Annotated in this window: 20 protein-coding genes; 12 read left to right on the top strand and 8 right to left on the bottom strand. The window is 70.3% G+C overall.

Annotated features, from left to right (window positions below):
• The 10 genes from tssF (at position 1) to AC07YS_RS29310 (ending at position 16,295) form a co-directional block, all read left to right on the top strand.
• On the top strand, positions 1 to 1,893 hold the full coding sequence (tssF, locus tag AC07YS_RS29355; protein ID WP_495270165.1) for a type VI secretion system baseplate subunit TssF: 1,893 nt from the start codon (positions 1 to 3) through the stop codon (positions 1,891 to 1,893).
• On the top strand, positions 1,869 to 2,945 hold the full coding sequence (gene tssG, locus AC07YS_RS29350; RefSeq protein WP_495270166.1) for a type VI secretion system baseplate subunit TssG: 1,077 nt from the start codon (positions 1,869 to 1,871) through the stop codon (positions 2,943 to 2,945). The genes tssF and tssG overlap by 25 nt, the downstream gene beginning before the upstream one ends.
• Before the next feature lie 39 nt (positions 2,946 to 2,984).
• Positions 2,985 to 5,678, top strand: a complete 2,694-nt coding sequence (tssH, locus tag AC07YS_RS29345) for a type VI secretion system ATPase TssH (RefSeq protein WP_495270167.1) — start codon at positions 2,985 to 2,987, stop codon at positions 5,676 to 5,678.
• A gap of 39 nt (positions 5,679 to 5,717) precedes the next feature.
• The gene (gene tssI, locus AC07YS_RS29340; RefSeq protein WP_495275751.1) at positions 5,718 to 8,879 is read left to right on the top strand and encodes a type VI secretion system tip protein TssI/VgrG; all 3,162 of its coding nucleotides are present in this window, start codon (positions 5,718 to 5,720) and stop codon (positions 8,877 to 8,879) included.
• Positions 8,880 to 8,897: 18 nt separating this feature from the next.
• Positions 8,898 to 11,504 (top strand): DUF2169 family type VI secretion system accessory protein, encoded by a 2,607-nt coding sequence (locus tag AC07YS_RS29335; protein WP_495270338.1) that lies wholly within the window; start codon positions 8,898 to 8,900, stop codon positions 11,502 to 11,504.
• Positions 11,501 to 12,556, top strand: a complete 1,056-nt coding sequence (locus tag AC07YS_RS29330) for a pentapeptide repeat-containing protein (protein ID WP_495270337.1) — start codon at positions 11,501 to 11,503, stop codon at positions 12,554 to 12,556. The genes AC07YS_RS29335 and AC07YS_RS29330 overlap by 4 nt, the downstream gene beginning before the upstream one ends.
• A 27-nt stretch (positions 12,557 to 12,583) precedes the next feature.
• Positions 12,584 to 13,255 (top strand): DUF3540 domain-containing protein, encoded by a 672-nt coding sequence (locus tag AC07YS_RS29325; RefSeq protein ID WP_070063883.1) that lies wholly within the window; start codon positions 12,584 to 12,586, stop codon positions 13,253 to 13,255.
• A gap of 11 nt (positions 13,256 to 13,266) precedes the next feature.
• Positions 13,267 to 13,662 carry a DUF4150 domain-containing protein gene (locus AC07YS_RS29320; protein ID WP_062482207.1) on the top strand — a complete coding sequence of 132 codons (396 nt, stop codon included), beginning with the start codon at positions 13,267 to 13,269 and terminating at the stop codon, positions 13,660 to 13,662.
• A 114-nt stretch (positions 13,663 to 13,776) separates the two neighbouring features.
• A complete protein-coding gene (tagH, locus tag AC07YS_RS29315) occupies positions 13,777 to 15,453 on the top strand; it encodes a type VI secretion system-associated FHA domain protein TagH (RefSeq protein WP_495273952.1) in 1,677 nt (558 codons plus the stop codon).
• Positions 15,454 to 15,500: 47 nt separating this feature from the next.
• Positions 15,501 to 16,295: a PP2C family protein-serine/threonine phosphatase gene (locus tag AC07YS_RS29310; protein WP_487848683.1), complete on the top strand. Its 795-nt coding sequence runs from the start codon at positions 15,501 to 15,503 to the stop codon at positions 16,293 to 16,295.
• Positions 16,296 to 16,366: 71 nt separating this feature from the next.
• Here the strand turns inward: AC07YS_RS29310 and AC07YS_RS29305 are convergent, their stop codons facing one another.
• From AC07YS_RS29305 to tssA, 5 genes are all read right to left on the bottom strand, one after another.
• Entirely contained in the window at positions 16,367 to 16,867 is a 501-nt protein-coding gene (locus tag AC07YS_RS29305; protein WP_095743411.1) for a peptidoglycan-binding domain-containing protein, read from the bottom strand.
• Between the two features lie 88 nt (positions 16,868 to 16,955).
• On the bottom strand, positions 16,956 to 17,435 hold the full coding sequence (locus AC07YS_RS29300; protein ID WP_095743412.1) for an Hcp family type VI secretion system effector: 480 nt from the start codon (positions 17,433 to 17,435) through the stop codon (positions 16,956 to 16,958).
• 152 nt (positions 17,436 to 17,587) lie between these two features.
• Complete coding sequence (gene tssC / locus AC07YS_RS29295) at positions 17,588 to 19,081, bottom strand: type VI secretion system contractile sheath large subunit (RefSeq protein WP_062482199.1); 1,494 nt, start codon at positions 19,079 to 19,081, stop codon at positions 17,588 to 17,590.
• Between the two features lie 52 nt (positions 19,082 to 19,133).
• The gene (gene tssB / locus AC07YS_RS29290; protein WP_062482197.1) at positions 19,134 to 19,646 is read right to left on the bottom strand and encodes a type VI secretion system contractile sheath small subunit; all 513 of its coding nucleotides are present in this window, start codon (positions 19,644 to 19,646) and stop codon (positions 19,134 to 19,136) included.
• A 49-nt stretch (positions 19,647 to 19,695) separates the two neighbouring features.
• Positions 19,696 to 20,727, bottom strand: a complete 1,032-nt coding sequence (gene tssA, locus AC07YS_RS29285) for a type VI secretion system protein TssA (RefSeq protein WP_495270259.1) — start codon at positions 20,725 to 20,727, stop codon at positions 19,696 to 19,698.
• Between the two features lie 71 nt (positions 20,728 to 20,798).
• Between tssA and tssJ the strand changes: the two genes are divergently transcribed.
• Positions 20,799 to 21,317: a type VI secretion system lipoprotein TssJ gene (tssJ, locus tag AC07YS_RS29280; protein ID WP_070063888.1), complete on the top strand. Its 519-nt coding sequence runs from the start codon at positions 20,799 to 20,801 to the stop codon at positions 21,315 to 21,317.
• Positions 21,318 to 21,336: 19 nt separating this feature from the next.
• Here the strand turns inward: tssJ and AC07YS_RS29275 are convergent, their stop codons facing one another.
• Both AC07YS_RS29275 and AC07YS_RS29270 read right to left on the bottom strand, forming a co-directional pair.
• On the bottom strand, positions 21,337 to 22,452 hold the full coding sequence (locus tag AC07YS_RS29275; protein WP_495270258.1) for a type VI secretion system protein: 1,116 nt from the start codon (positions 22,450 to 22,452) through the stop codon (positions 21,337 to 21,339).
• A 17-nt stretch (positions 22,453 to 22,469) separates the two neighbouring features.
• Complete coding sequence (locus AC07YS_RS29270) at positions 22,470 to 23,795, bottom strand: DotU family type IV/VI secretion system protein (RefSeq protein WP_070063890.1); 1,326 nt, start codon at positions 23,793 to 23,795, stop codon at positions 22,470 to 22,472.
• 253 nt (positions 23,796 to 24,048) lie between these two features.
• Here AC07YS_RS29270 and AC07YS_RS29265 point away from each other — a divergent pair, with 253 nt between their 5' ends.
• Positions 24,049 to 24,753 (top strand): response regulator transcription factor, encoded by a 705-nt coding sequence (locus AC07YS_RS29265; protein ID WP_070063891.1) that lies wholly within the window; start codon positions 24,049 to 24,051, stop codon positions 24,751 to 24,753.
• 9 nt (positions 24,754 to 24,762) lie between these two features.
• Here AC07YS_RS29265 and AC07YS_RS29260 read toward each other — a convergent pair.
• Positions 24,763 to 25,965 (bottom strand): NUDIX hydrolase (locus AC07YS_RS29260; protein WP_495273951.1); only part of this gene is annotated, 1,203 nt, incomplete at its 5' end.

Raw genomic sequence — 25,965 nt, 5'->3', positions numbered from 1 at the left:
ATGGACCCTCGGCTGCTGAGCCTGTACGAGCAGGAGCTGCGCTACTTCCGCGAAAGCGCCTCGGAGTTCGCCCGTGCGTTCCCGAAGATCGCGCACCGGCTGGGCATCGAGGGCCAGGAAGTCGCCGACCCGTACGTGGAGCGGCTGATCGAGGCCACGGCCTTCCTTTCGGCGCGCGTGGGCCTGAAGCTGGACGCCGAATACCCGCGCTTCACGGGTCACCTGCTGGACATCGTCTACCCGCACTTCCTGGCGCCCACGCCGGCGATGACGGTGGTGTCGTTCGTGCCCGACCCGGAAGACGCCAACCTCGCGGCCGGCCCCACGTTGCCGCGCGGCGCCGGCCTGCGCGCGCGCCAGGCCGTGGGGCAGAACACGCACTGCGAGTTCCGCACCGCCGCCGCGTTGCGCATCTGGCCGATCGAGGTGCAGCGCGCCCAGTACTTCACCTACGCGCCCGACCTGCCGCTGAACACCCATCCGCAGTCGCGCGCCATCCGCGGCGGCCTGCGCATTGCATTGCGCGCCACGGCGGGGCTGGACTTCAGCCAGATCGCGCTCGACGACCTGGTGCTGCACTTCGGCGGCGCGGAAGACGTGGCCTGGCAGCTGCACGAATGCGCGCTGGGCCAGCCCGTGGGCGTGTGGGTGCGACCGCTCACGGCCGGCGGCGCCTTGCAGGGCACCGTGCGCAGCCTGCCGGGCAGCGCCATCGGTGCGGTCGGCTTCGGGGACGACGAGGCGCTGCTGCCGGTCACGGCCACGGGCTTCTCGGGCTTTCGGCTGCTGCAGGAGTACTTCGCGTTCCCGCAGCGCTTCCAGTTCGTGCGCATCGGCGGGCTGCAGGCGCTGCTCGCGACGATGCCGGTGACCGAGCTGGAGATCGTGCTGCTGTTCTCGCGCGGCGATGCGGCGCTCGAGAAGCTGGTGAGCGCCGACAACGTGCAGCTGCACTGCGTGCCCGCCGTCAACCTGTTCACCAAGCGGCTCGACCGCGTGCCCGTGACCGAGGGCGTGAGCCAGTTCCACCTGGTGCCCGACCGCACGCGGCCGCAGGACTTCGAGGTGCACACCGTCACCGAGGTCATCGGCCACGGCGCGCCCGGGGCCGACGCCGCGGTGGCCGAGCAGCCGTTTCGGCCGTTCTACTCGGCCTTCCACGGCAGCCGCAACAGCCACCCGGCCTACTTCACGACCACGCGCGAGCCGCGCATGCTCTCGGTGCGCCAGCGCACCGAAGGCCACCGCAGCAGCCACATCGGCTCCGAGGTCTACATGCAGATCGTCGACCCGCAGCAGGCGCCGTATGCGGCCACGCTGCGCCAGCTCGCCGTGACCGCGCTGTGCACCAACCGCGACCTGCCGCTCTTGATGCCGCTGGGCCGCGACAACGACTTCGACTGCGTCGACTCCTTTCCCGTGCAGCGCGTGCGCATGGTGCGCGGGCCGTCGCGGCCGGTGTCGCCGGTCGTGAGCCAGGGGCTGGGCTGGCGCGTCATCGACCACCTGGCGCTCAATTACCTGTCGCTGTCCGACAGCACGCCGGAGCAGGGCGCCGCCGCGCTGCGCGAGACGCTCATGCTCTACGCCGTGCATGCCGACGAGATGCGCCAGGGCCAGGTGCGCGGGCTGCTGTCGGTCAAGAGCAAGCCCGTGGCGCGGCGCCTGCCGCTCGCGGGCCCGATCGCCTTCGGGCGCGGGCTCGAGGTGACGCTGGAGGTCGACAAGGACGCCTTCCACGGCCACAGTGCCTTCCTGTTCGGCGCCGTGCTCGCGCAGTTTCTCGCGCGCCATGTCGAGGTGAACCACTTCGTCGAGACCGTGCTGCGCGTGGCGGGCAAGGGCGAAGCCATGCGCTGGAGGCCGCTGTGCGGGACACGCCAGATTCTGTAAGCACGCGGGTGGACCAGGCGCTGCGCGGGTGGTCGGCGCAGCCGTGGGACTTCGACTACTTCGCCGTGATGCGCCGCATCGAGTCCGTCGCGAAGACCACGCCGCGCTGGGGCCGTGCCCTGCTGCCCAGCGCCGAGCCGGTGCGCGTGGGGCAGGAGCCGTCGCTGTCGTTCGCGCCCGCCAGCTTCAGCCGCTTCGAGCCGGCCACCGCGCATTCGCCGCCGCGCCTGCGCCAGCACTTCTTCGGCTACATCGGCCCGAACGGCCCGTTGCCGGTGCACCTGAGCGACTTCATCCGCGAGCGCAGCCTGAACCACGGCGACCCGACCTGGCTGGCCTTTCTCGACACCTTCTCGCACCGCTTCTCGCTGCACTTCTACCGCGCATGGGCGCAGTCGCGTCCGGCCGTGGCGCTCGACCGGCCGGGCGAAGACCGCTTCCGCCTGCAGGTGGGTGCGCTGGTCGGCATCGGCACGCCGGGGCGCATCGACCGCGACGAGATCCACGACGACGCGCGCCTGCACTTCTCGGGCTGGCTCGCGCGCCGCGTGCACAACGCGGAAAGCGTGGAGTCGGTGCTGTGCAGTTATTTCGGCGTGCCGGTGAAGCTGGAGCGCTGGGTCGGCCACTGGATGCGCGTGCCCACGGACGAGGTCACGCGCCTGGGGCAGGGCGAGAGTTCGCGCGCGATGGGCATGGGCGCGATGCTCGGCACGCGCGCGTGGGACCGCCAGCACCGCGTGCGGCTGCACCTGGGGCCGCTCACGATCGACCAGTACCGCATGTTCCTGCCCACCGGCGACGCGCAGCCCGTGCTGCAGCGTTGGATGCAGCAGCTGCTCGGCGACACCCTCGAATGGGACGCGCAGCTGGTGCTCGAGAAAGTACAGGTGCCGCCCACACGCCTGGGCCAGGCCCGGGGCAACGGCCCGCGCCTGGGCTGGGTCTCGTGGCTCGGCGAACGCCCGCGCACGCGCGATGCGGCCGACGTGCGCATTGCCAGCCAGCCGTCGAGGGCGCGCCTGCCGCAGCAGCCCGCCTCTTTTCAATAAACCCATCTTCATTCGTTCAGAAGAGATACGGAGTCCTCCATGAGTGAAATCAGCCGCACCGCCCTCTTCGGCAAACTCAACTCGCTGGCCTACAAGGCCATCGAGGGCGCCACCGTCTTCTGCAAGATGCGCGGCAACCCGTACGTGGAGCTGGAGCACTGGTTCGCCCAGCTGCTGCAGGCGCAGGACTCCGACCTGCACCGCGTGATCCAGCACTACGGCCTCGATGTGTCGGTGATCGCGAAAGACATGACGGCCGCGCTCGACCGCCTGCCGCGCGGCGCCACCGCCATCAGCGATTTCTCGCCGCACATCGAGAACGCCATCGAGCGCGCCTGGACCTACGCCACCCTGCAGTTCGGCGAGGCGCAGGTGCGCACCGGCTACATCCTGGTGGGCATGCTCAAGACGCAGAGCCTGCGCAACCCGCTGTTCGGCCTGTCCAAGCAGTTCGAGAAGATCAAGGTCGAAGACCTGGCCGACAACTTCCCCAAGATTTGCGACGCCTCGCCCGAAGCGCAGATGCGCGCCCAGGACGGCACCGGCATGGGCAGCGGCGCACCCGGCGAAGACTCGGGCGCCATGGCGCCGGCCGCCATGGGCAAGGGCGATGCCCTCAAGAAATTTGCTGTCGACCTCACGGAGAAAGCCAAGAAGGGAGAGATGGATCCGGTGACCGGGCGGGACGAGGAAATCCGCCAGATCGTCGACATCCTCATGCGCCGTCGCCAGAACAACCCGCTGCTGACGGGTGAGGCGGGTGTGGGCAAGACCGCGGTGGTGGAAGGCTTCGCGCAGCGCCTGGCGCGCGGCGATGTGCCGCCGCAGCTGAAGGACGTGAAGCTGCTCACGCTCGACATCGGCCTGCTGCAGGCCGGCGCAAGCATGAAGGGCGAGTTCGAGCAGCGCCTGCGCCAGGTGATCGACGAGGTGCAGAGCTCGCCCACGCCCATCATCCTGTTCATCGACGAGATCCACACGCTGGTCGGCGCGGGCGGCGCGGCCGGCACCGGCGACGCGGCCAACCTGCTCAAGCCGGCGCTGGCGCGCGGCAACCTGCGCACCATCGGCGCGACCACCTGGGCCGAGTACAAGAAGTACATCGAGAAAGACCCGGCACTCACGCGGCGCTTCCAGGTCGTGCAGGTGCCCGAGCCCGACGAGACCAAGGCCATCCTCATGCTGCGCGGCGTGGCGAGCGTGCTCGAGAAGCACCACCGCGTGCAGCTGCTCGACGAGGCGATCGAAGCGGCCGTGAAGCTGTCGCACCGCTACATTCCCGCGCGCCAGTTGCCCGACAAGGCCGTGAGCCTGCTCGACACGGCCTGCGCGCGCGTGGCCGTGTCGCAGCACGCGACGCCGCCCGAAGTCGAAGACTGCATGCGCCGCATCGAAGGCCTCACGGTCGAGCAGGAGATCATCGGCCGCGAGGAGGCCATCGGCATCGACGTGACCAAGCGCGCCGCGCTCGTGGCCACGCTGCTGGCCGAATCGAAGGTGCAACTCGAAGCGCTGAATGCGCGCTGGCAGGAAGAGAAGGGCCTGGTCGATCGCCTGCTCGAGTTGCGCAGCAAGCTGCGCGCGGGCAACAAGCCGGTCGACGAACCGGCGGCCGGGGAAACCGCCGCCGAGGCCGCCCCCGACCGCGCCACGCTGCTGGCCGAGCTGCACGAACTGCAGACGAAGATCCACGCGGTGCAGGGCGAGTCGCCGCTCATCCTGCCCTCGGTCGACGAGCAGGCCGTGGCCTCGGTGGTCGCGGACTGGACGGGCATTCCGGTCGGCCGCATGGTCAAGAACGAAGTGGAGGCGGTGCTCAAGCTCGCCGACACGCTCAACCAGCGCGTGATCGGCCAGAAGCACGGCCTGGAGATGATCGCGCGCCGCATCCAGACCTCGCGCGCGCGGCTGGACAACCCGCAGAAACCCATCGGCGTCTTCATGCTCTGCGGCACCTCGGGCGTCGGCAAGACCGAGACCGCGCTGGCACTGGCCGAGGCGCTGTACGGCGGCGAGCAGAACATCATCACCATCAACATGAGCGAGTTCCAGGAGGCGCACACCGTCTCCACGCTCAAGGGCGCGCCCCCGGGCTACGTGGGCTACGGCGAAGGCGGCATCCTGACCGAGGCCGTGCGCCGCCGGCCCTACAGCGTGGTGCTGCTCGACGAAGTGGAAAAAGCCCACCCCGACGTGCACGAGATCTTCTTCCAGGTCTTCGACAAGGGCTGGATGGAAGACGGCGAGGGCCGCATGATCGATTTCAAGAACACGATCATCCTGCTGACCACCAACGCCGGCAGCGAGCTCGTGATGAGCATGTGCCGCGACCCCGAGCTGCTGCCCGATTCGAATGCGCTGGCCGATGCGCTGAAGGCGCCGCTCATGAAGGTGTTCCCGCCCGCGCTGCTGGGCCGCATCGTCACCATTCCCTACTACCCGCTGTCGCCCGAGATGATGAAGAAGATCGTGCGGCTGCAGCTGGGCCGCATCAAGAAGCGCGTGGAGACCAACCACGGCGTGCCCTTCGAATACACCGAAGCGGTGATCGAGCAGGTGGTCGCGCGCTGCCAGGACCCGGAGTCGGGCGGGCGCGTGATCGACGCGATCCTCACCAACACCGTGCTGCCCACCATTTCGGTCGAGTACCTGCAACGCCTGGCCTCGGGCGGCGAGATCCGCCGCGTGGCGCTCGACGTGAAGGACGCCGACTTCACTTACGCGTTCGACTGACCCCCCGCAGCGCGACGCCCCACTTCCGAGAGACCCAAGATGGCCGACCACGAGTTCCGCATCGAGAGCGATTCGCCCGCCAAGGACGACCTGATGTTCTGGCGCATCGTCGGGCACGAGGCGCTGGCGCGCCCCGCGGCCTACGAGCTCACCGTGCTGTCCAGGAACAAGGACCTCGCCGCCAAGGACATCCTGGGCCACGCCTTCGACGTGGTCATCGAGTTCAAGGACGCCGACGGCGGTGCGCACGAGCGGCATTGCCAGGGCCACGCGGTGCGCTTCGTGCGCGCGGGCCATATCGGGCGGCACTACGAGTACCGCATCGCGCTGCGCTCGTGGTTCTGGCTGCTCACCAAACGCGCCAACTCGCGCATCCACCAGGAAAAGAAGGTGCTCGAGGTGCTCGACGCGGTGTTCGAGGACAGCCCGATCAAGCGCTTCAAGAAGACCAAGGCCACCAACGTCATCGGCACGCACAACCCGCGCCGCTACTGCGTGCAGCACCAGGAGAGCGACTACCAGTTCCTGTCGCGCCTGCTGGAGGACGAGGGCATCTACTACTGGTTCGACGCGCACGACGCGCCCGGCACCATGCACCTGTCGGACGCCAGCGACCTGGCGCACGACAAGCTGCCCGCGACCGACACGCTGCGCCACATGGCGGTCCATGCGGCCGAACCGCGCTTCAACGAGATCTCGCGCTGGGTCAGCGCGCGGCAGTTCGACACCGGCAAGCATTCGTCGCGCGACAGCGACTTCAAGGCCATCAAGAAAAAGCTGGGCGCCGACATCGACAGCTCCGACCAGCACGAGCTCGCCGAGTTCGAGATGTTCGAGTTCCCCGGCGGCTACTTCAGCGGCGACGACGCCGAGACGCGCGCCAAGCTGCGCGGCGACGAACTCAACGCGCGCCGCGACCGCCACTGGGCGCTCACGCCCTGGCCCGACGTGGCGGCCGGGCGCAGCTTCAAGTTCGAGGACGACCCCGACGGCACGCGCAACGGCGACTACGTGATCGCCGCCTGCACCTTCATCGCCAGCCACCGCGGCTACGAAGGCGTGAGCGCCAGCGCGCCGGCCCAGCCCGTGCAGCGCGCGCTGGCCGAGGTGCTGCGCGACGACGCCGTGAACGCCGACACCCTGCCGGTGCTGGAAGAGCTGATCGCCGCCACGCCCGCGCTGGCCGCCGCGCAGACCGGCAGCAGCCTGTTCCTGCTCACCGTGATGCCGGTCGACCGGCCGTTCCGCGCGCCGCGCCTCACGCCGCGCGTGACCATGCCCGGCCCGCAGACCGCGATCGTGGTCGGCCCCAAGGGGGACGAGCTGCACGTGGACGACCACGGCCGCGTGAAGGTGCACTTTCACTGGGACCGCTACGACGAGAGCAACGAGAAGTCGACCTGCTGGGTGCGCGTGTCGCAGCCCTGGGGCGGCAAGGGCTGGGGCGGCTACTTCGCACCGCGCATCGGCCAGGAGGTGATCGTCGACTTCCTCAACGGCGACCCCGACCGGCCGGTGATCGTGGGCCGCGTCTACAACGACGACCAGCCCATTCCGTACAAGTCGCCCACGCAGAGCGGCTTCCGGACCCGGTCCACGCCGGGTGGCGGCGTGAACAACTACAACGAGATCATGTTCGAGGACAAGAAGGGGTCCGAGAACATCAACATCCACGCCGAACTCGACATGAGCCGCAGCGTGGAGCGCGACGACTCGGGCAGCGTGGGCCGCGACCAGTCGCTCAAGGTCGACCGCGACCAGACCGTGAGCGTGCAGCGCAACCGCACGGTCAACGTCACCAACAACGAGACCAAGAGCGTCAAGGTGGCGCAGAAGATCACCGTCGGCGCCAGCCAGGACGTGCACGTGGTGGCCAACCAGACCACCAACGTGGACGGCGCGCACGCGCTGGTGGTCAAGGGCGACCACCGCATCGAGACCAAGTCCGCGCGCACCGACTTCACGGCCTCCAACGAAAGCCGCACCGTGGGCGGCAACCAGACGGTGACCATCGCCGGCAACATGGCGCACAAGGCGTCGCGCATGACCTTCGAGGCCGGCCACATCGAGTTCAAGGTGACCGGCGGCAACTCGATGAAGATGGACGCCGGCGTGGCGCCGTTCCAGGCCAACTTCATGCAGTACAGCCTGGTGAGCAACACGCACATCAACCTGATGGCCATCGGCGACATCAACCAGACCTCGCTGGGCTCCAACACCACGGTGCTCGGCGCCAACAGCAGCGGCTACATCGGCACCAACAGCGAGGCGAACCTGGGCGCGGCGCGTTCCACCTTCCTGGGCATGAGCATGGACAACGCCGTGGGGCTGGCGGTGGCCAACTTCATGGGCATGCAGATCGAGAACACCATCGCGCTCAAGCTCGAGACGGTGGCCTCGATGGGCATCGAGCGCAAGCTCGGCAGCCTGCGCGAGGCGCCGATCCACATCTTCAAGGCCGGCGGCGGCGGGGGCGGGGGCGGTGGACCGCCGCCGCTGAACCGCGTGGCCGCGCTCTTCTCGGCGGTGGGCGCGATCCGCGGGCTGTTCCTGGGTGCGCGCGACGTGGAGGCCACCTTCACCCAGTACGAGAACGCGGCCAAGCAGCTCGAGGAGGCGGCCAAGGACCCGGACGTCGGCCGCATTCCCGGCCTGCAGAAGCGCCTGCAGGACATGGCCGGACTGGCACGCGATCGCAAGGCGCAGGGCGAGGCGCTGGCGGGATCGCACTACGGCACCGACACGGCGATCGGCGCGGGTGCCGGCGTAGGGCTGGGCCTGGTGACCGGGCCGTTCGCGATCATCGCGTCGCCGGTGCTGGGTGTCGCGGGCGCCGTGGTGGGCGGTCCGATCGGCGCGATGGGCCGCGCGATGGGCAGCGGTGCCGAGGACCAGGCCGATGCGCTCAAGCCGGCCGAGGACGGCTCGGTGCCCGCGCCCCAGCCGACCCCCCAGCCCTCGCCGGCGCAGACGGCACCGGCCGGCACCGGCGAGCCCGCCAGTTCGAGTCAGCCGGCGGGGCCGAGCGAACCCGCCAGTTCGAGCCAACCGGCAGGGCCCACCAGCGAGCCTGCCAGTTCGAGCCAACCGGCGGAGCCCGTCAGCTCGAACCAGCCGCCGGCGGCGGACGGGCCCCAGAGCACGCCCGGACCCACCAGCTCGCAAGACCCCAACAGCTCCGGCGGGTCGGGCACGCCCTGACGGGCCGGGCCGCACGCGATGCAGATCAACAAGCCGCAGGCCCTGGGCCTGTCCACCCGCCCGATCGAGTACCGGGGCCGGCGCGCGCTGTGCATCAGCGCGCTGCTGCATGTGCCGCTGGAACAGGGCGCGCACGGCCGGCTGTGGGGCGAGCAGTCGATGTGGGACTTTCTGGCCGAAGAAATGGCGGAGCCCCTGGTCGACGAGGGCGTGGCCAAGCTCACCGCCGAGTTCCTGGTGCACGGCCGGGCCTGCCCGCCGTCGGCGTCGGCGACAGGCTGCGCGGTGCGCGTGCGCGTGGGGCCGGTGAGCAAGACGCTGGTGGTGATGGGCGACCGGCACTGGGAGGGCGAACGCGCCAGCGCGCCGCAGCCCTACACGCAGATGCCGATCGGCTGGGAGCGCGCCTACGGCGGTGCCGATTTCGCGGCCAACCCGGCAGGCATCGGCCGGGCCGCCGTGCAGGGCGTGCGCCCGCTGCCCAATGTGGAATGGCCGCACGCACCGCTGCACCATCCCGACCAGGTGGCGGAGCCGGCCGGCTTCGGCCGCCTCGATCCGATGCACCCGGCGCGTGCCGCCTGGCGCGGCACCTACGGACCGGAGTACATGCGCGAGCACGCGCCCGGCTTTGCGCCCGACACCGACTGGCGCTTCTTCAACGTGGCCCCCGCCGACCAGTGGTTTGCCGAACCGCTGCGCGGCGACGAGGAGCTCGAGTTCGTCCACCTGCATCCCGAGCACCCCACGCTCACCGGGCGCCTGCCCGGCCTGCGCGCGCGCGTGTTCGCCGCCTACGCGATGGGCGCGGGGCAGGACGACGCGCTGCGCGAAGTGCCGATGCGCCTGACCACCGTGTGGTGCTTTCCGCATGCGCAGCGGCTGGTGCTGGTCTTCCACGGCCTGGCGGAGATGGCCAGCGACGACGGCAGCGACATCCGCGGCATGACCTGCGGCGTGGAGCGCATCACCGAGGCGCCGCGCCCCGATGCGCACTACCTGCACGTGATCGCGCAGCGCGCCGATCCGCGCCTGGGCCTGGTCCACAGCCTGCGCGACAGCGACCTGCTGCCCGAGGGCCTGGACATCACCGATCCGCATGCCGAGGCCGCGCGCGCGCCCTTCGCCAGCGACGGCGTGCAGGCGCAGGCCCAGTATCGGCGCGCCGAACTCGATGTGGCCATGGCCCGCGAACAGCTGCGCGGGCTCGGCAAGGACCCCGACGCGCTGGGCGTGACGATGCCGCCGCGCGAGCCCGTGCCCAAGCCCGACGAGCTGGCCGAGGTGCTGCAGCGGCAGATCGAAGCCTCCGAGCTGCAGCAGCTGCATGCACTCAACGACGTGCTCGCGCACATGGAGCAGGCCATCGCGATGGCGCGCGAGCGCGGCGTCGACCTGGCGCAGTTGCAGCACCGCGGACCGCCCACCTACCGCGCCGAGCAGGACCTGAAGCAGCTCGAACAGACCGCGCGGCACGAGAAACGCGACTTCCGGCCCGAAGTGGTCTACGGCCCGCTGCTGCAGAAAGAGGGCGCCGACTCGCTGGGCTACCTGCAGGCGGCGCACCAGCAGCCGCCGGTCGATCGCATGGCGCCCGATGCGGCCGCGGCGTTGCGCGACGAGATCCGGCGGGCGGCGGCATCGGGCTTTCGCGCCTTCCGCGGCATGGACCTCACCGGCGCCGACCTGCACGGGCTGGACCTGCGCGGCGCGGACTTCACCGGCGCCTGGCTCGAAAGCGCCGACCTGCGCCAGGCCAACCTCTCGGGCGCCAACTTTTCATATGCGGTGCTGGCGCATGCCGAGCTGAGCGGCGCCATCGCCATCGGCACCAGCTTCGAGGGTGCCAACCTGGGCGCGAGCCGCCTGGACGGCTGCGTGCTGGACGACGCCGACCTGCGCACCGCCGTGCTCGAGCGCTGCCAGCTGGAAGGCGCACGCGGCGCGCGCGCGCAGCTGGGCGGCACCTCGTTGCTGGAAGCGGCCTGGGGCCGTTGCGACTGGAGCGAGGCGCAGGCCGGCGGGCAGGTGTTCTATCGCGCGGACCTGCGCACCGTCGCCTTCACGGGCGCGACGCTGGCCGGCGCCAGCTTCGTCGAGTGCGACCTGCGCGGTGTCGATCTGCGCGGCGCCGACCTCGCGGGCGCCAACTTCGTCGACTGCCAACTGCAGGGCGCGCGCTGTACGCAGGCGCGCGCCGCCGGCGTGGTCGTCACGCCCGCGTGCGACATGACGGGCGCGGACCTCGGCCATGCCGACCTCGCGCATGCCAACTTCGGCGGCGTGGCGCTGGCCGACGCCAGCTTTGCCGGCGCCGTGGCCGACGGCGCCAACTTCACCGGCGCGCGCATGCCCGGCAGCGACTGGCGCCTGGCCTCGGCGCGCGGCGCGCTGCTGCGCAAGGCCGTGCTGCGCGGGGTGCGGATGTCCGGCGCCGACCTGCGCGACGCCATGCTCCAGCATGCCGACCTGCGCGGCGCCGACCTGCGGCGCAGCAACCTGTTCCAGGCCGACCTGTCGCGCGTGCGCCTGGACGGCGACGTGCGGCTGGACGACGCGCTGCTCACACGCACCCGCACCTGGCCGCGGCTGAGCGCCGCCGAGCAGGCGCAGCCCGTGCCATGACGCCCGAAGTCCTGGCCATGGCTGCCGCCATCGGCGAGCCCATCGAGTCGCTGGATCTGCAGGGCGGCCACTTTGCGCGCGCCGCGCTGGCCGGCGCGCTGTTCAGCAAGGTCGACCTGCGCCGGGCCGACCTGCGCGGCGCCGACCTGCACGAGGCGGTGTTCGACCAGTGCGACCTGCGCGGCACGCTGCTGGGCACGGCCGATCTGCGGCGGGCCACCTTCAACCAGTGCCAGCTCACGCACGCCGACCTGGGCGAGGCACGGCTGCATGCCACCACCCTGAACGAGTGCGAGGTGTCGCACGCGCGGCTGGCCGGCGCCGACGCGTCCATGCTCGTGGCCAACCGCAGCAAGTTCGCCCACGCCAGCCTGCAGGACGCGAGCCTGGACAACGCCACCTTCAACCAGTGCAGCCTGTTCGATGCCAGCGCGGAGCGCGTCAACTGGCGCCAGGCGACGCTGATGGAATGCGACGTGCGTCACCTGAACTGGAGCGGCGGCAACTTCGAGCGCACGGTGTTCGTCAAGACCCCGCTGGCGGGGCAGGACTTTCGCGGCCAGTCGCTGCGCGGCTGCCAGTTCGCCGGGGTCGACCTGCAGGGCGCCGACTTCACCGACGCCCGCCTGCCGCAGTGCAGCTTCCAGGGCGCGCTGCTGGGCGGTGCGCGGCTGGCCGGCGTGCAGGCGCCGCGCGCCATCTTCTGCGAGGCGCAGGCGGCCGGCGTCGATTTCTCGGGCGCCGACCTCACGCAGGCGCTGTTCACCGGCGCATTGCTCGAAGGCAGCGTGTTCGCACGCGCCCGCCTGCACCAGGTGCATTTCGCCGGTGCGCGCATGGCACGCGCGCAGTGGCAGAACGCGGTGCTCGACCACGCCGACCTCAGCCACGCCGACCTGCGCGGCTGCGACATGGAGGGCGCCTCGCTGCTGCGCGCCCAGCTGCACGGCGCGCTCACCGAAGGCGCGCGCATCGACGACCACGCCCGCGCGCTGACGCAGGACCCGCAGCGCGCCGAGGCCGAGCGCTGGCGCGCCGTCGCCGCCGCCTGACCCCATCCGCACATCCTGGAGAGCCCCATGAGCAAGACCCGAACCCCCGGCAGAAGCCCCAGCCAGCGCAGCCCGCACAGCCAGAGCCAACCGGTCTGCGCGCCGGCGGTCGACCCCACCGTCGCCATCGCCGGCGCCTGCCAGGGCGGCCTCGTCACCGCCGTCGGGCCCGATGCCACCGTGCGTGTGCGCGTCGGCCTGCGGGGCGAGGTGCAGGCGCGGCGTGCGGCCAGCTGCCTGCTGGTGCCGGCCGTCGGCGACACCGTGGCCTGCCTGCGCACCGGCCCGTCGGAGCTGTGGGTGCTGGCGGTGCTGCAGCGCGACGCGGCGCAGCCGGCCGTGCTGCGGTGCGACGGCGCCCTGCACCTGGAGGCCGCGCGGCTGCAGCTCGATGCCGACCAGCTCGAGCTGCGCGGGCGTCGCACCCACCTGGTGGCCGACGAGGTGGAGGTGGCCGCGCGGCAGTTCCGGCTGTGCGCGGGCACCATCAAGTTCGTCGGTTCGGTGCTCTCGAGCGTGATGGACCGCGTCACCCACTTCAGCCGCCACTACCTGCGCACCACGCAGGGCACCGACCGCGTGCAGGCCATGCACATCGACCACGAGGCGCAGCAGCTGATGCAGCTCAAGGCCGAGCATGTGATGGTCAACGGCGGCAAGCTGGTCAAGACGCGCGGCGCGCAGATCCACTTCGGTTGAGGAGACGTCCCATGTTCGCCAACTGCCAGCTCATGGGCACCGACATGGCCTTTCCCGACGTCTGCATGACGCCGGCCGCGCCGTCGCCGCTGCCCATTCCGTACCCGAACATCGCGATGGGCGCGATGGCCATTCCCAACTGCCCCACGATCCTCATCATGGGCGGCCCGGCGCACAACCTGGGCACCACGATCCCGATGAGCAACGGCGACAACCCCGGGGTGCTGCTGGGCGTGGCCTCCGGCACCGTGATGGGACCGTGCCGCCATCTCACGGGCGCGTTCACCGTGCTGTTCCAGGGCATGCCCGCCACGCGCCTGACCAGCAACTCGCTGCAGAACAGCACCAACTGCCCGGGCGTGCGCGCGGTGCCGAGCCAGTCGCTCGTGCTGCTGCTGGCGCCGTGAGGCCGCGACGGCGCGCATGCGGCATACCTCTTAAGGCGAGATTGCCAACCGGCCCCACGGAATGAATACTCCTTGCGAGATTGCACGGGCGCAGCCGCCATCGGGGGCCGATTCATGATCCATATCGCTGTCATCACCCGGCAAGGCATGCCGGCCGGACCGTCCATCGCCGCGGACTTCGGACCCGGCGGCGGCACCATCGGTCGCGCCGACACCAACGCGCTCGTGCTCGACGACCCCGACCGCACCGTCTCGCGCGTGCACGCGCAGGTGCTGTGCCGCGACGGGCAGTACTTCATCGTCGACCGCGGCAGCAACGCGATGCAATGCAACGGCATGTCGCTGGGCGCGGGCAAGGAAGCGGCGCTGACCGACGGCGCGCGGCTCGTCATCGGGAGCTTCGAACTCTCGGTGCGTGTGATGGCCGCTGCGGCGGCGCCACGTGCACCGGTCATCCCCAACACCGTGATGTCGGCGCCGGCCGCCGCGCCCGCCGCCAGCAGCGACGATCCGTTCGCCGACCTGCTCGCGGGGCTGGGATCGCCGGCCGCTCCCGCGCCGGCGCCTGCTGCGGCCCGCGCCGCCGCGCCTGCCGAGTCGCTGCTCTTTCCCGACCCCATGGCCAGCGGCTCGCGCAATGCGCAGGCCGACCAGGTCGACCCGTTCGCGAACCTGCTGGGCCCCACGCCGTCGGCCGCACCCTCTGCGGGGCTCGGCGCGCTCGACGATTTTTCCGACCTGGGCGCGCCGCCCGCGCACGGCAAGGCCGCGAGCATCGACGACCTGTTCGGCGGGTCGCCGGGCGCTGGCGGCATCGGAGGCGATCCGCTTGCGCTGTCGCCGCTGGCCGATCCGCTGCTGCAGCCCAACACCGCGTCGGACGCCGACCCGCTGGCCGCGTTGCAGCGCGCGGCGCCCGCCACGCCGGTGCCGCGCTCCGATCACTTGCCGATCGACCAGTTCGGCTTCGAGCCGCCGAAGGCCATCACGCCACCACCGCCGCCGCCGCCCCCTGCGCCTGCGCCTGCGCCCGTGGCTCCGCTTGCGAAGTTCGACGACGTGACCGGCCAGCCGATCCGCATCAGCGGGCCCGAGAACGCCGGCCGCGTCGCCGAGCCGCCGCCCCCTCCGCCACCGCCGCCGCCCGTGCACGTCGCGCCGCCGGCACCCGCGGCAGCCACGTCCACGCGCACCGCCTCCGACGACGAGCTGCTCGCCGCCTTCCTGCGCGGCCTGGCCAGCACGCATCAGCCGCCCGAGATGCTCACGCCCGGCCTCATGGAGCGCATCGGATCGATGCTGCGCACCGCCACCGAGGGCACGCTGCAGCTGCTGCTCACGCGCCAGGAGTTCAAGCGCGAGGTGCGCGCCGAGGTCACGATGATCGCGTCGCAGGCCAACAACCCGCTCAAGTTCTCGCCCACGGTCGAGGTCGCGCTGGCGCACCTGCTGGGCCCCGGCGTGCGCGGCTTCATGCCGCCCGAGGCCGCGATGCGCGACGCCTTCGACGACCTGCGCGCGCACCAGTTCGGCGTGATGGTGGGCATGCGCGCGGCGCTGGCCCATGTCATCGGCCGCTTCGAGCCGGCCGAGCTCGAGAAGAAGATCAGCGCGAAGACCGCGCTCGATGCGCTCTTTGCCGCCAACCGCAAGGCCAAGCTCTGGGACCAGTTCGTGGCGCTGTACGGCGGCATCGCGAGCGAGGCCGAGGACGACTTCCACAGCCTCTTCGGCAAGGCCTTCCTCGCGGCCTACGAAGAGCAGATGGCGCGCCTGAAGTCCGACGCCTGAACCAGAACAAAACCAGAACAACCCCCAGCACTCGCGAGGCACCCCGCTTGGAAATCGAAATCGTCACGCTCTCCCGGCAGGGCGGGCGCACCTACAACGAGGACGTGCACGGCCACTGGCACGACGAGCGCTACGTCGCCTGCCTGGTGGCCGACGGCGCGGGTGGCCACGGCGGCGGCGACGTGGCGGCGGCCACGGTGCGCGCCAGCGTGCTCGGCGGCTTCTCGGGGGCGCCGTCGATGGACGAGGCCGCGCTGCGCGCGCTGATCGAGCGCGCCAACCTGGACGTGGTGGCGCGCCAGGCCGAAGGCGGCAAGCTCGCCGGCATGCGCTCCACGGTGGTGTTCGCGGTGATCGACCTGGAGCGCGAGGTGCTGGCCTGGGTGCACAGCGGCGACAGCCGCGCCTACCTGTTCCGCGGCGGCGCCATCGTGGCGCGCACCACCGACCACAGCCTGGTGCAGCAGATGGTCGCGGGCGGCATGCTCGACGAGGAGGGCGCGCGCCTGCATCCGCAGCGCAACATGTTGCTGTCGGCACTGGGCTCGATCGAGGAGGCGCCCGACATCGCGGTGTCCGACCGCATGCGCCTCTTGCCCGGCGACGTGCTGCTGCTGTGCAGCGACGGCGTGTGGGAGCCGCTGGGCGACGAGTGCCTGGTCGACACGCTGCACGCATCGCGCACGCCCAGCCAGTGGACCGAGCTGCTCGACGCGCAGATCAAGGCCAACGCCAAGCCGGGCCACGACAACTACACGGCGCTCACGCTGTGGGTGATCGAGGACGCCGACGACGACCTGACGCGGCTGCTGCCCGAGAACGTCGCGTCGACAGACCCCTGAGCGTGGCGCCATCCTTCAAGCAAAACGCCCATCCGATGGATGGGCGTTTTGCCTGGGGCCGTTGAGACCGTTCAGCTGTACTTGCTGGCCTTCTTCTTGACTTTCTTCAGCGCGCTGCGCAGCAACGCGGGCATGTCTTCCCGGTTCGGCAGGTTGCTGTAGTTGTTGATGTTCTGCTCTTCGCAGCTGTTGGCACAGCCGTTGTTCAGCAGGTCGAGCGCGTAGCGCGTCTTGCTGATCGTGCTGGACGCACCGGGCTCGCGGAAGGGATCGAAGATGCCGTCCGGCAGGACCTTGCGCCCGCGCGCGATCGCCTGTTCCTGGAAGTGCGTGATGTGCTTCTGAGTGACCGGCCCGTAGTAGCCGTCCACCACGATCACCTCGGTCGCGCCGGGGGGCGGGTCGAAGTCGTGGTTGAAGCCCAGCAGCTCGTAGTAGAAGATCTTGAACAGGGCCTGCACCAGCATCACGTCTTCACGCGTGTTGGAGCCGATCCGTCCGACCGACCAATCGGAGTTGTAGGTCGTGTGCAGCTTGCCGCTGGTACCGATGAGTGTGGTGCTGAATGCCATGGCATTGCTCCGGTGAGGACACGGGCAGGGACCGGCCCCGGCACCGTGGGGTGCCAGGGGCGGACTGGGCTGACGAGTCCGTCGCCCGTCAGCGGGTTTCGGTGGTGGCCACGTTCCAGCCGAACTTCACCTCGCCGCCGCCGGCGCCCTTGTCGTCCTGGCCCTTGTAGGCGAACTCGATGTCCTTGAAGCTGCAGGACACCTGCTCGTGCACGTCGCCGCCCTGTGCGCCGCCGGGGCCCACGCTGGAGATGAAGACTTCCTTGAGCGTGACCTTCAGGTACTCCTGCTGGCCTTCGCCCGACTTGCGGCAGGTCATGACCATGTCCTTGAAGTGCTTGCCGCTCACGCAGTTCTTGGCGAGCACGGGCGATGCCTTGTCGTAGACGTGCGTGAAGTTGAATTCACCCGGCGAGGCCTTGCCCTTGCCCGAACCGCCGCCCGATCCCGCGCCCGATGCGTTGCTCACGTTCCAGGACCACGACGAAATCTCGATCTCGTCCTTGTGGTCCTTGTGAGAAGACTCGCCCTTGACGCCGTCGAGCTTGATGTGAAAGTCAGATGACATGTTCCTACTCCTTGGAACCCGATTGCATTCGGGCGGTTGATGATCGAAACGAAAAAAATGGCTGCCGGCGGTGGGAGAAAAGTTCCGATGCCCGGCAGCTACTCATAGAACGAAACGGAACCGGGAATTCAAGAAGAATCCGCAGATTTTTTTCAACCGGCGCCCTTGGCCGTCGGCAGCTTGGACACCAGCCGCAGCGAGACCGTGAGGCCTTCGAGTTGGTAGTGTGGGCGCAGGAAGAACTTGGACGTGTAGTAGCCCGGGTTGCCCTCGACTTCTTCCACGATCACCTCGGCGGCGGCCAGCGGCTTCTGGGCCTTGGTGGTTTCCGACGAGTTGGCGGGGTCGCCGTCCACGTAGTTCATGATCCATTTGTTGAGCCAGCGCTGCATGTCCTCGCGCTCCTTGAAGCTGCCGACCTTGTCGCGCACGATGCACTTCAGGTAGTGCGCAAAGCGGTTGCAGGCAAAGAGGTAGGGCAGGCGCGCCGCCAGGTTGGCGTTGGCCGTGGCGTCGGGGTCGTCGTACTCGGCCGGCTTGTTCAGCGACTGGGCGCCAATGAAGGCCGCGAAGTCGGAGTTCTTGCGGTGGATCATCGACAGCAGGCCGGCCTTCGAGAGTTCGGCTTCGCGCCGGTCGCTGATGGCGATCTCGGTCGGGCACTTCTGGTCCACGCCGCCGTCGTCGCTGGGGAAGGTGTGCAGCGGCAGGTTTTCCACCGCGCCGCCCGACTCGATGCCGCGGATGCGCGAACCCCAGCCGTACAGCTTGTACGAGCGGTTGATGTTGGTCGCCATCGCATAGGCGGCATTGGCCCAGGCGTACTTGCTGTGGTCGGCGCCGGCGGTGTCTTCCTCGAAGTCGAACTCTTCCACCGGGTTGGTGTTGGCGCCGTAGGGCGTGCGCGCCAAAAAGCGCGGCATGCACATGCCCAGGTACTTGGAGTCGTCCGACTCGCGCAGCGAGCGCCAGCCGGCGTACTCGGGCGTGGAGAAGATCTTGGTCAGGTCGCGCGGGTTGGCCAGCTCCTGCCACGACTCCATCTGCATGAGGTTGGGGCTCGCGCCGGTGATGAAGGGCGCGTGCGCCGAGGCGGCGATCTTGGCCATCTCGCCGAGCATCTCGACGTCGGGCGGGCTCTGGTCGAAGTGGTAGTCGCCCACCAGCGCGCCGAAGGGCTCGCCGCCGAACTGGCCGTACTCTTCCTCGTAGATCTTCTTGAACATCGGGCTCTGGTCCCAGGCCGCGCCCTTGAACTTCTTGAGGTTCTTGGCCAGCTCCTGCTTGGAGATGTCCATCACCCGGATCTTCAGGTTCTCGTCGGTCTCGGTGTTGTTCACCATGTAGTGCAGGCCGCGCCACGCACTCTCGAGCTTCTGGTAGTCGGGGTGGTGGATGATCTTGTTCACCTGGTCGGTGAGCTTGGCGTCGATCGCGGCGATCATGGCCTGGATCGACTTGGTCACGTCCTTGCCGATGACGGTGCTGTTGCTCAGCGCCTGCTGCGCCAGCGTGAGCACGGCGGCTTCGACGGCGCTCTTGGCTTCGTCGCTGCGCGGCTTGAATTCTTTCTGCAGCAGCGACGAAAAGTCGCTTCCCGCGTACGCAACGTCTTTCAGTGCGCTCTGCTCGAGTGCGTCGGCCATGATGGTTTCTCCTCGTGTACCGGTGTGTGTCTGTCAGGAATCGGGGTCGGGCTCAGGCGGCGGCTTCGCCGTCCCCGGGCTTCTTGCTGGCGGCCAGCGTCTGCAGCAGGGCCGGGTCTTCGAGCACCTTGGCCAGCAGGTCTTCGGCGCCGCCCTTGCCGTCCATGTAGGTCACGAGGTTCGACAGCTGCGTGCGCGCTTCGAGCAGCTTGTTGAGCGCGCCCACCTTGCGGGCCACGGCGGCGGGCGAGAAGTCGTCCATGCTGTCGAAGGTGAGCTCGACCTTCAGGTCGCCCTCGCCGGTGAGCGAGTTCTCCACCGCGAAGGCGGCGCGCGGCTTCATGGCCTTCATGCGGGCGTCGAAGTTGTCGACGTCGAACTCGAGGAACTTGCGATCGACCACGGGCGCGAGCGGGTCGGCGGGCTTGCCCGACAGGTCCGCCAGCACGCCCATCACGAAGGGCAACTGGATCTTTTTCTCGGCGCCGTAGAGCTCCACGTCGTATTCGATCTGGACCCGGGGCGCGCGGTTGCGTGCGATGAATTTCTGACTGCTCTTGGCCATGGCGATGCTCCTTGCGGGAATGAAAGGGGACGGGTGGAAACGGCGGCGGTCATTCGGACTGGCGTTTGCCCGTCACGGTCTCGATGGTGTCCATCGCGTTGGGCGCGAGGTTGGCCATGATGTCCAGGAAGCTCACGCCGATGAGCTTCTTGGCGCGTTCGATCAGGAGCGGCGCGGGGTTGCCGGGCTCGGCCTGTTCGAGGTAGCGGATGACGCGGTCGAGCATCTGCACCGCGTCCTGGCGGTTCTGGATCTCGCCGCGTGGCGCGGCCGGTCGGGCTGCGTTGCCGGCCGGGGCGTCGCCGCCTTCGGCTGCACCCTCGTCGGCCGATGCTTCCGGTGCGCCGGCCGCCGCCGTGCAGGCCTTGGCGACCGCGCGCGACACGGTGCGCAGCGTGCCCAGGTCCACCGCATCGGTGCGGCCGGTGCGCTCGCCCAGCAGCTTCTGCAGGCGATCGAGCAGCGCGGGAAGGCTGATGGCGGCTTGCAGCTGTTCGGGGTGCGCCGCGTGCAGGGCCTCGAGCCCGCCATGCACCTGCGCCGGCGAATACGAGGCCTCGCCGCCGACGGCGTTGAGCACGCCGTGCGCAATGGCGATGTCGCGCACGCGGATCGGGCCCACGCCGGGCGCGTTGCCCACCGAGGCGTCGTACAGGTCGCGCGGCACCATGCTGTCGTCGCTCAGCGGCGCGAGCGCGTTCAGACGCATCGTGGGGTCGTTGTCGTCGTCCGCATCCAGCTTTGGATGTATGCCGTCCCAGAAGGTGTCGAGCAGCGAGGTGAGCAATTGCAGGCCCGCCGTGAAGCCGGCCACGCCCTGCAGGCGCGTCGCGGCGCGCAGCAGCAGCACGGCGGCGCGCACGTCCTTGCTGCGGCGCAGCTGCGCATCGGCGCGTTCGGCCACGTCGCGCCAGTCGGGTTCGACGGCGGGGATCACGGTGTCGCCGAACTGCTGCTCGGCCTTGCCTTGCGCCGCAGTCGTGAGGGCCATGAAGTCCGCGTCGTACTCCAGGTCGTCCCCGCAAGGCGAGGCCTCGCCGATGGGCGTGAGCAGTGCGTCGACGAGTTGGGGAGTCAGCATGTTGCCTGTTCGAGTTCGCTGGTGATAATCAAAGATGCGTCAGGACCGGTCAATGCAACGAAGGGAATAGCATGCGCACGCTGGGTACACACCATTCGTCCTATGAGGGCCTCCTTGCTGTCGCATCGCGACGCCGTATCGCAGCCCTTGGCCTTGCTGCAGCGGGTCTTCTGATGGCGGGCTGCGCGAGCAAACCGGTGGTCACGCCGGTGTCGATCACGCTCACGGCCGGCGCCGATGCCAACCCCGATGCGCGCGGGCGCGCCTCGCCGCTCACGGTGCGCGTCTACGCGCTCAAGACACCGGGGCCCTTCGAAGGCGCCGACTTCTTCTCGCTGTTCGAGAAAGACCAAGCCACGCTCGGCGCCGAACTGGTGCAGCGCGAAGAAATGCTGCTGCGCCCCGGCGAGAGCAAGAAGCTCGACCTCACCCTGCCGGCCGATGCCAAGGCGATCGGCGTGATGGCCGCGTTCCGCGACCTCGACCGCGCGCGCTGGCGCGAGGTGCGCGCGGTCACCCCGGGCCAGGCGCAGGTGCTCAACGTGACCTTTGGCGCGCGGCAGATCCGGGTGGACGCCGCGGCCAAGTAACGCCAGCTGCACGGCGGCCTCAGCGCAGTTCCGCCGGCACCGTGGGCGCAAAGCGCCCGGGCCGCACCAGCGGCTGGTCCGCCGGCAGGAAGCGGCCGAACAGGTCGCTCACGAACGCGGCGCCCGTGCCGTTCTCCGACGCCGTCGCCGTGAGGTACAGCCCGCGCCAGCGCGGCGCGCGCACCCCTTTGCCGTGCCCCTCGAACAGCCCTTGCGCCACCTGCCGCAAGGCGGGCTGCAAGGTGCGCACGCTCTCCACGAAGCCATGCAGCGCGAGCCGCCCCGCGGGGCCCGGCTGCTCGCGCAGCAGGGCCATGCGCAGGCCGTGCAGCTGCGCCACGAGCGGATCGAACAGCGCATCGAGCCGGTCGGCGGCGCGCGCTGCGTGCGCCGCGAACGGGTGCTCCACGCGGTGGCCGAGCGCTTGCGCGAGCACCTCGGGCGGCAGTGCGGCGCGCAGCGTGGCATAGCCCTTCAGGCGTTCGAGGCCCGTCACGACGAGGTAGACCGGCAGCTGCAGGCGCAGCGTGTCGCTGGCCTCGTCGAGCAGGCGGCGCATGTTCGCGGTGGCGCGCTTGCGCAGGGCGGGGTCGCCGTACAGCAGGTCGCCGGCCGCCACGCACACCACCACGCCGTGCAGCGGCAGGCGTTCGCGTCGCTCGGCAAGCGCCAGCAGCGACTGCAGCCAGAGCCCGCGCGCGGGCGCCGTGCCGGCCTGGTCGCCGATGGCGTCGGGATGCAGCTCGATGGCCGTCAGCGCGCCGGTGGTCCACCAGCGCCACCAGGGCGTGCCGGGTGCCTCGTGCGGCGGCGGCGCCACGCACTCGGCACGGGCGGCCGAGAGCAGCCCCGGCAGCCCGGTGGCCGGACCGCCGATGAAGAGGAACCACGGTGCCGTCGCGCGCGTGCGCGGCGCCTGCCGCAGCGAGGTGCGCGCCTGCGCCATGGCTTCCTTCAGCGCGTCGACGGCGGCGTGGTCGGCGGGCGCGCCGAGGGCGTCGACGCGCCGCAGCAGTCCGCGCCGCCGCGCGCCGCGGCCGGCGTCGCGCACGGCGGCGTACAGCAGCGCCAGGCCGGCGAGGCAGACCGCGAGCAGCGGCCAGAACAGGTGCACGGGTGACAGCGTGTCGAACATGGTGGGGAAGGGCGAGGTCAGCGCGCCACGGTTTCGAGGGAGATGAAGTCGGCGATCAGCCGCTCGCTGTTCCTGCTGGCCGCCAGCGCCTCGCGCAGGCGCAGCAGGTAGGCCGAGGCCATCTCGTACGGCGGGCGGTCGGAGGTTTCGCTGAATGGCATCGGCGCCGACAGCACGGTGATCAGCACGTTGCCGAAGGGCGGACTCACGAGCCAGCTCGAGGGAATGTCGGACCCGAGTTCTAGCGACTCGCCCGCACGCAGCCGCGTCGGGGCCGGCCCGGTGTTCAGGTGCATCACGGAGCCATCGGCGGTGTAGTAGTCGACCCAGATGTAGCTCTCGTGGCGCGGCGCCACCACCTGCACGCGCACCGCGTCGCCCTCGCGCAGCCGGCCGTCGCGCGCGGACGGCGCGCTCACGCTCAGCCCGTGGTTCTTCTGGCGGTTGCGCGCCTGCGAGGGCTTGAGGATGGCGAACACCTCGCAGTGCGGCCACACGCGCAGCCCGATGTCGAACTGTGGCGCGCGCACGCCGGGAATGGCCGCGACGTCCTCCGCCACTTTCAGCAGGTCGTCGCGCTGCGAGACGAAGCCGGTCACGCGCGGGCGGCCGTCGGGGTCGATCGAGGCTTCGAGGTCCGCGCAGGCGTAGCTGGCGAGTTGCCGGTCGATGCGCTGCGTGAGCGCCGTGCCGGCGGCCGGCGGCCCCGCCAGCCAGTGCCACAGCAGGAAGAGCGCGGGCACGAGCACGGCCAGCGCGGTGCCGGTGCGCAGCACGGTGCGGTCGCGCCGGCGCATGTCGGCCGGGCCGCGCGGATCGGGCACGCCGTAGGGCTGGGGCGTGATGTGGTCCTGCGCGAGGCTGCCGAGTTCGAGCGGCGGCGGCTGCAGCTGCCGGCCGTGCAGGTCCTTCAGCTTGCCGAGCTCGCCCTCGTCGCCCGACTCGAAGTAGTACTGGCCCTTGAAGCCGTGCGCCAGCGCATGCCAGTAGACCTCGCGCACCGCGTGGTCCTGCGCGCCGAGGGCCGACAGGTGGTGGAAGAACTCGCTGTGCGCGTTGTTGGAGTTGAACAGCTGCACCTGCAGCGGCGCGGCGCCGTCCACGGCGTCGGGGTGGCGCGCCAGGATCTCGTCGAGCCACGCGACCATGGCGAAGGCGGCCGACTCGATCTGGGTGGCGGTGGCGCCCGCCACGTCGGCGTCGGCGCGTGCGATGTCCAGCAGGCGCAGGGCCTCGCGCTGGGCATCGCCGTGGGTGAGGGTGGGGTGGCCGGCCGCGATCGACGCGTCCAGGCCGAGACCGAAGGCAATGAAGGGCGAGAAGCAGTCGAGCAGGCGGGCCATGAGGGATGCCCGCTTCTCAAACGTGCATTGCGAAGCATGCCTTGCACCGGCGTCTGCAGCGATCGCACATGCCCATGTCCCCGGTCGTTGGAGTGGGCGTTCATTTTTTCAACGGGCCCACGGGGCCGCCATACCGCTTGGGGTCTATGCCGTTGGTGGGGCGCGGCGGCCTTGCTGGACGGGGCAATCGCCGTTATCTTCGCAGTCGCAGAAGAATCCAATGCACATTGACGTTGGGACACTGGGGTATGCCATGAAAATTCTGATCGCCGACGACCACCGGCTCGTCATCGAGGCGGTCAAAGCCAAGTTGTCGGAGCTGGGAGCTGGCATCGAGTTCGTCCTGGCGCTGAGCGTCGACGAACTGCTTGCCGGCGCGACCGACGATCTCGACCTGGCCCTGATCGACCTCAACATGCCCGGCGCGGACGGGCAGGCCCACATCGACGAGATCCGGCGACGACACCCGGCCGTGCCCGTGATCGTGCTGTCGGGCTACGAAGACCCGTCCATCATGCGCAGCGCGCTCGAACGCGGCGTGCTCGGTTTCATTCCCAAGGCCTATTCGCCCGACGTCATGCTGTCGGCGGTGCGCCTGGTGCTGGCGGGCGGCGTGTACGTGCCGCCGATGATGCTCACGGCGCTGCCGCCGGGCATCGTGGCTGGCGTGTCGCCGTCGTCTGCCGCGGCGGGCGAACCTTTTGCGCGCGGTGGCGGCAACGGCGGTGGCGGCACCCAGACCCTCGAACACCTGCGCAGCGTGCTCACCGAGCGGCAGGTCGAGGTGCTGCAACTGCTGTCGCAAGGCAAGCCGAACAAGCTGATCGGGCGCAGCCTGGGCATCAGCGAAGGCACGGTGAAGATCCACCTGGCAGCCATCTTCCGCGCGCTCAACGTGCGCAACCGCACCGAGGCGGTGGTGGCGGCGCAGGCGCTGACGGAAGCGCAGCAGGCCTGAAGACGCGACTCAGTCGGCGAGCGCCGACGCCGGGCGGCGCATGAAGCCGCGCGCGGGCACGATCCATTCGACGCGGTGATCCGTCTCGACGGCGGTGGTCGTCGCGTCGTGCGTGAACAGCATGCGCTCCTCGGCCAGCAGGAAGCGCTGTGTGCCCAGCACATGGAGCGTGGCGCCGCCGAGCTCCAGGGACTGCGGCGCCGCGTCCGCCGACAACACCCATCGCACCGGCCCGGGCGCCGCGGCCCGCAGCGCGGCCTCGTGCGCCGCGTCGCCGGGCACGCGGTTGACCAGCGCCCAGCCCTCGGTGCCGCCGATGAGAAAACTGTTGAGGCCGCTGTCGTGCACGACGCGCACCACGCGCGCGGACAGCGGCGTGACCAGGCCCGCCTCGAGCGCATAGCGGCCGCCGCCCTGGCCGTCGGGATCGAGGTGCCCGATCTCGTCGTAGGCGGGCTCTTCCATGTTCACCGGCCGCCGGCCCTTGGGACCGTCGGCCAGGCGCGGCATGGTCAGCGGAATGCGGCGCAGTGCGCGCGCATGGGCCATGAAGTCGTCGACGCGGGCGAAGGTGGCCAGGTGCTCGAGCACGCGCCGCGTCACGTTCAGCAGCTTGAGGCCGCGTTCGGGGCTGACCGCGTCGGCGGGCTTCAGCCACAGGTGCTCGACGGTCTCGCGGCCGTCGGGGCGCACGTCCTGCCCGGCGGGCATCGCGGCCGCGAAGAAGCGCGTGTCGAAGCGGCGCGGCATGCCGGGCGGCGTCAGCCAGTGGCTGAAGTACGCGATGCGGTCGACGGCAAGGCACCAGCCGCGCTCGGCGCACAGGGCGAGCAGGGCGTCGGTGCTGCGTTCGGCGGCGGCGCGCATCGCGTCGAGTTCGCCCGACGTGAGCGAGAGCAGCTCGACCGGCCGGCCCTGCGCATCGTTCGCGAGCAGCAACCCGGCCTCTTCGAAGCATTCGCGGATCGCCGCTGCGTGGAAGTCGAGCCCGCCTTCGGGCAGGCCCAGGCGCGCGCTCGCGGCGGCGTCGTCCAGGCCCGCGCACAGCGGGTGCAGCAGGCGGTCGTGCGCATCGACCATGCCGCCCGGAAAGACGCTGGCGCCGCTGTTCTGGTCGTTGGCCTTCTCGGCCCGCCGCAGCATCAGCACTTCGAGGCCTTCGGGGCCGTCGCGCAAGACGACGAGCGTGGCGGCGGTGCGGATGGGGCGAGG

It is taken from the genome of Variovorax sp. GW458-11-26-14-LB1 (assembly GCF_059423965.1).
The sequence above is the reverse complement of the archived record's forward strand: the minus strand, read 5'-3'. Positions and strand labels throughout refer to the sequence as shown.

What these genes read in the sequence shown, in the direction of transcription:
- AC07YS_RS29270 (WP_070063890.1), bottom strand. Translation starts at nt 23,795, where the DNA reads ATGGCCCGCCTGCTCGACTGCTTCTCGCCCTTCATTGCCTTCGGTCTC.
- tssI (WP_495275751.1), top strand. Translation starts at nt 5,718, where the DNA reads ATGGCCGACCACGAGTTCCGCATCGAGAGCGATTCGCCCGCCAAGGAC.
- AC07YS_RS29335 (WP_495270338.1), top strand. Translation starts at nt 8,898, where the DNA reads ATGCAGATCAACAAGCCGCAGGCCCTGGGCCTGTCCACCCGCCCGATC.
- AC07YS_RS29305 (WP_095743411.1), bottom strand. Translation starts at nt 16,867, where the DNA reads ATGGCATTCAGCACCACACTCATCGGTACCAGCGGCAAGCTGCACACG.
- AC07YS_RS29265 (WP_070063891.1), top strand. Translation starts at nt 24,049, where the DNA reads ATGAAAATTCTGATCGCCGACGACCACCGGCTCGTCATCGAGGCGGTC.
- tssC (WP_062482199.1), bottom strand. Translation starts at nt 19,081, where the DNA reads ATGGCCGACGCACTCGAGCAGAGCGCACTGAAAGACGTTGCGTACGCG.
- tssF (WP_495270165.1), top strand. Translation starts at nt 1, where the DNA reads ATGGACCCTCGGCTGCTGAGCCTGTACGAGCAGGAGCTGCGCTACTTC.
- AC07YS_RS29275 (WP_495270258.1), bottom strand. Translation starts at nt 22,452, where the DNA reads ATGTTCGACACGCTGTCACCCGTGCACCTGTTCTGGCCGCTGCTCGCG.
- tssJ (WP_070063888.1), top strand. Translation starts at nt 20,799, where the DNA reads ATGCGCACGCTGGGTACACACCATTCGTCCTATGAGGGCCTCCTTGCT.
- tssA (WP_495270259.1), bottom strand. Translation starts at nt 20,727, where the DNA reads ATGCTGACTCCCCAACTCGTCGACGCACTGCTCACGCCCATCGGCGAG.
- AC07YS_RS29330 (WP_495270337.1), top strand. Translation starts at nt 11,501, where the DNA reads ATGACGCCCGAAGTCCTGGCCATGGCTGCCGCCATCGGCGAGCCCATC.
- tssH (WP_495270167.1), top strand. Translation starts at nt 2,985, where the DNA reads ATGAGTGAAATCAGCCGCACCGCCCTCTTCGGCAAACTCAACTCGCTG.
- tssB (WP_062482197.1), bottom strand. Translation starts at nt 19,646, where the DNA reads ATGGCCAAGAGCAGTCAGAAATTCATCGCACGCAACCGCGCGCCCCGG.
- AC07YS_RS29300 (WP_095743412.1), bottom strand. Translation starts at nt 17,435, where the DNA reads ATGTCATCTGACTTTCACATCAAGCTCGACGGCGTCAAGGGCGAGTCT.
- AC07YS_RS29320 (WP_062482207.1), top strand. Translation starts at nt 13,267, where the DNA reads ATGTTCGCCAACTGCCAGCTCATGGGCACCGACATGGCCTTTCCCGAC.
- tagH (WP_495273952.1), top strand. Translation starts at nt 13,777, where the DNA reads ATGATCCATATCGCTGTCATCACCCGGCAAGGCATGCCGGCCGGACCG.
- AC07YS_RS29325 (WP_070063883.1), top strand. Translation starts at nt 12,584, where the DNA reads ATGAGCAAGACCCGAACCCCCGGCAGAAGCCCCAGCCAGCGCAGCCCG.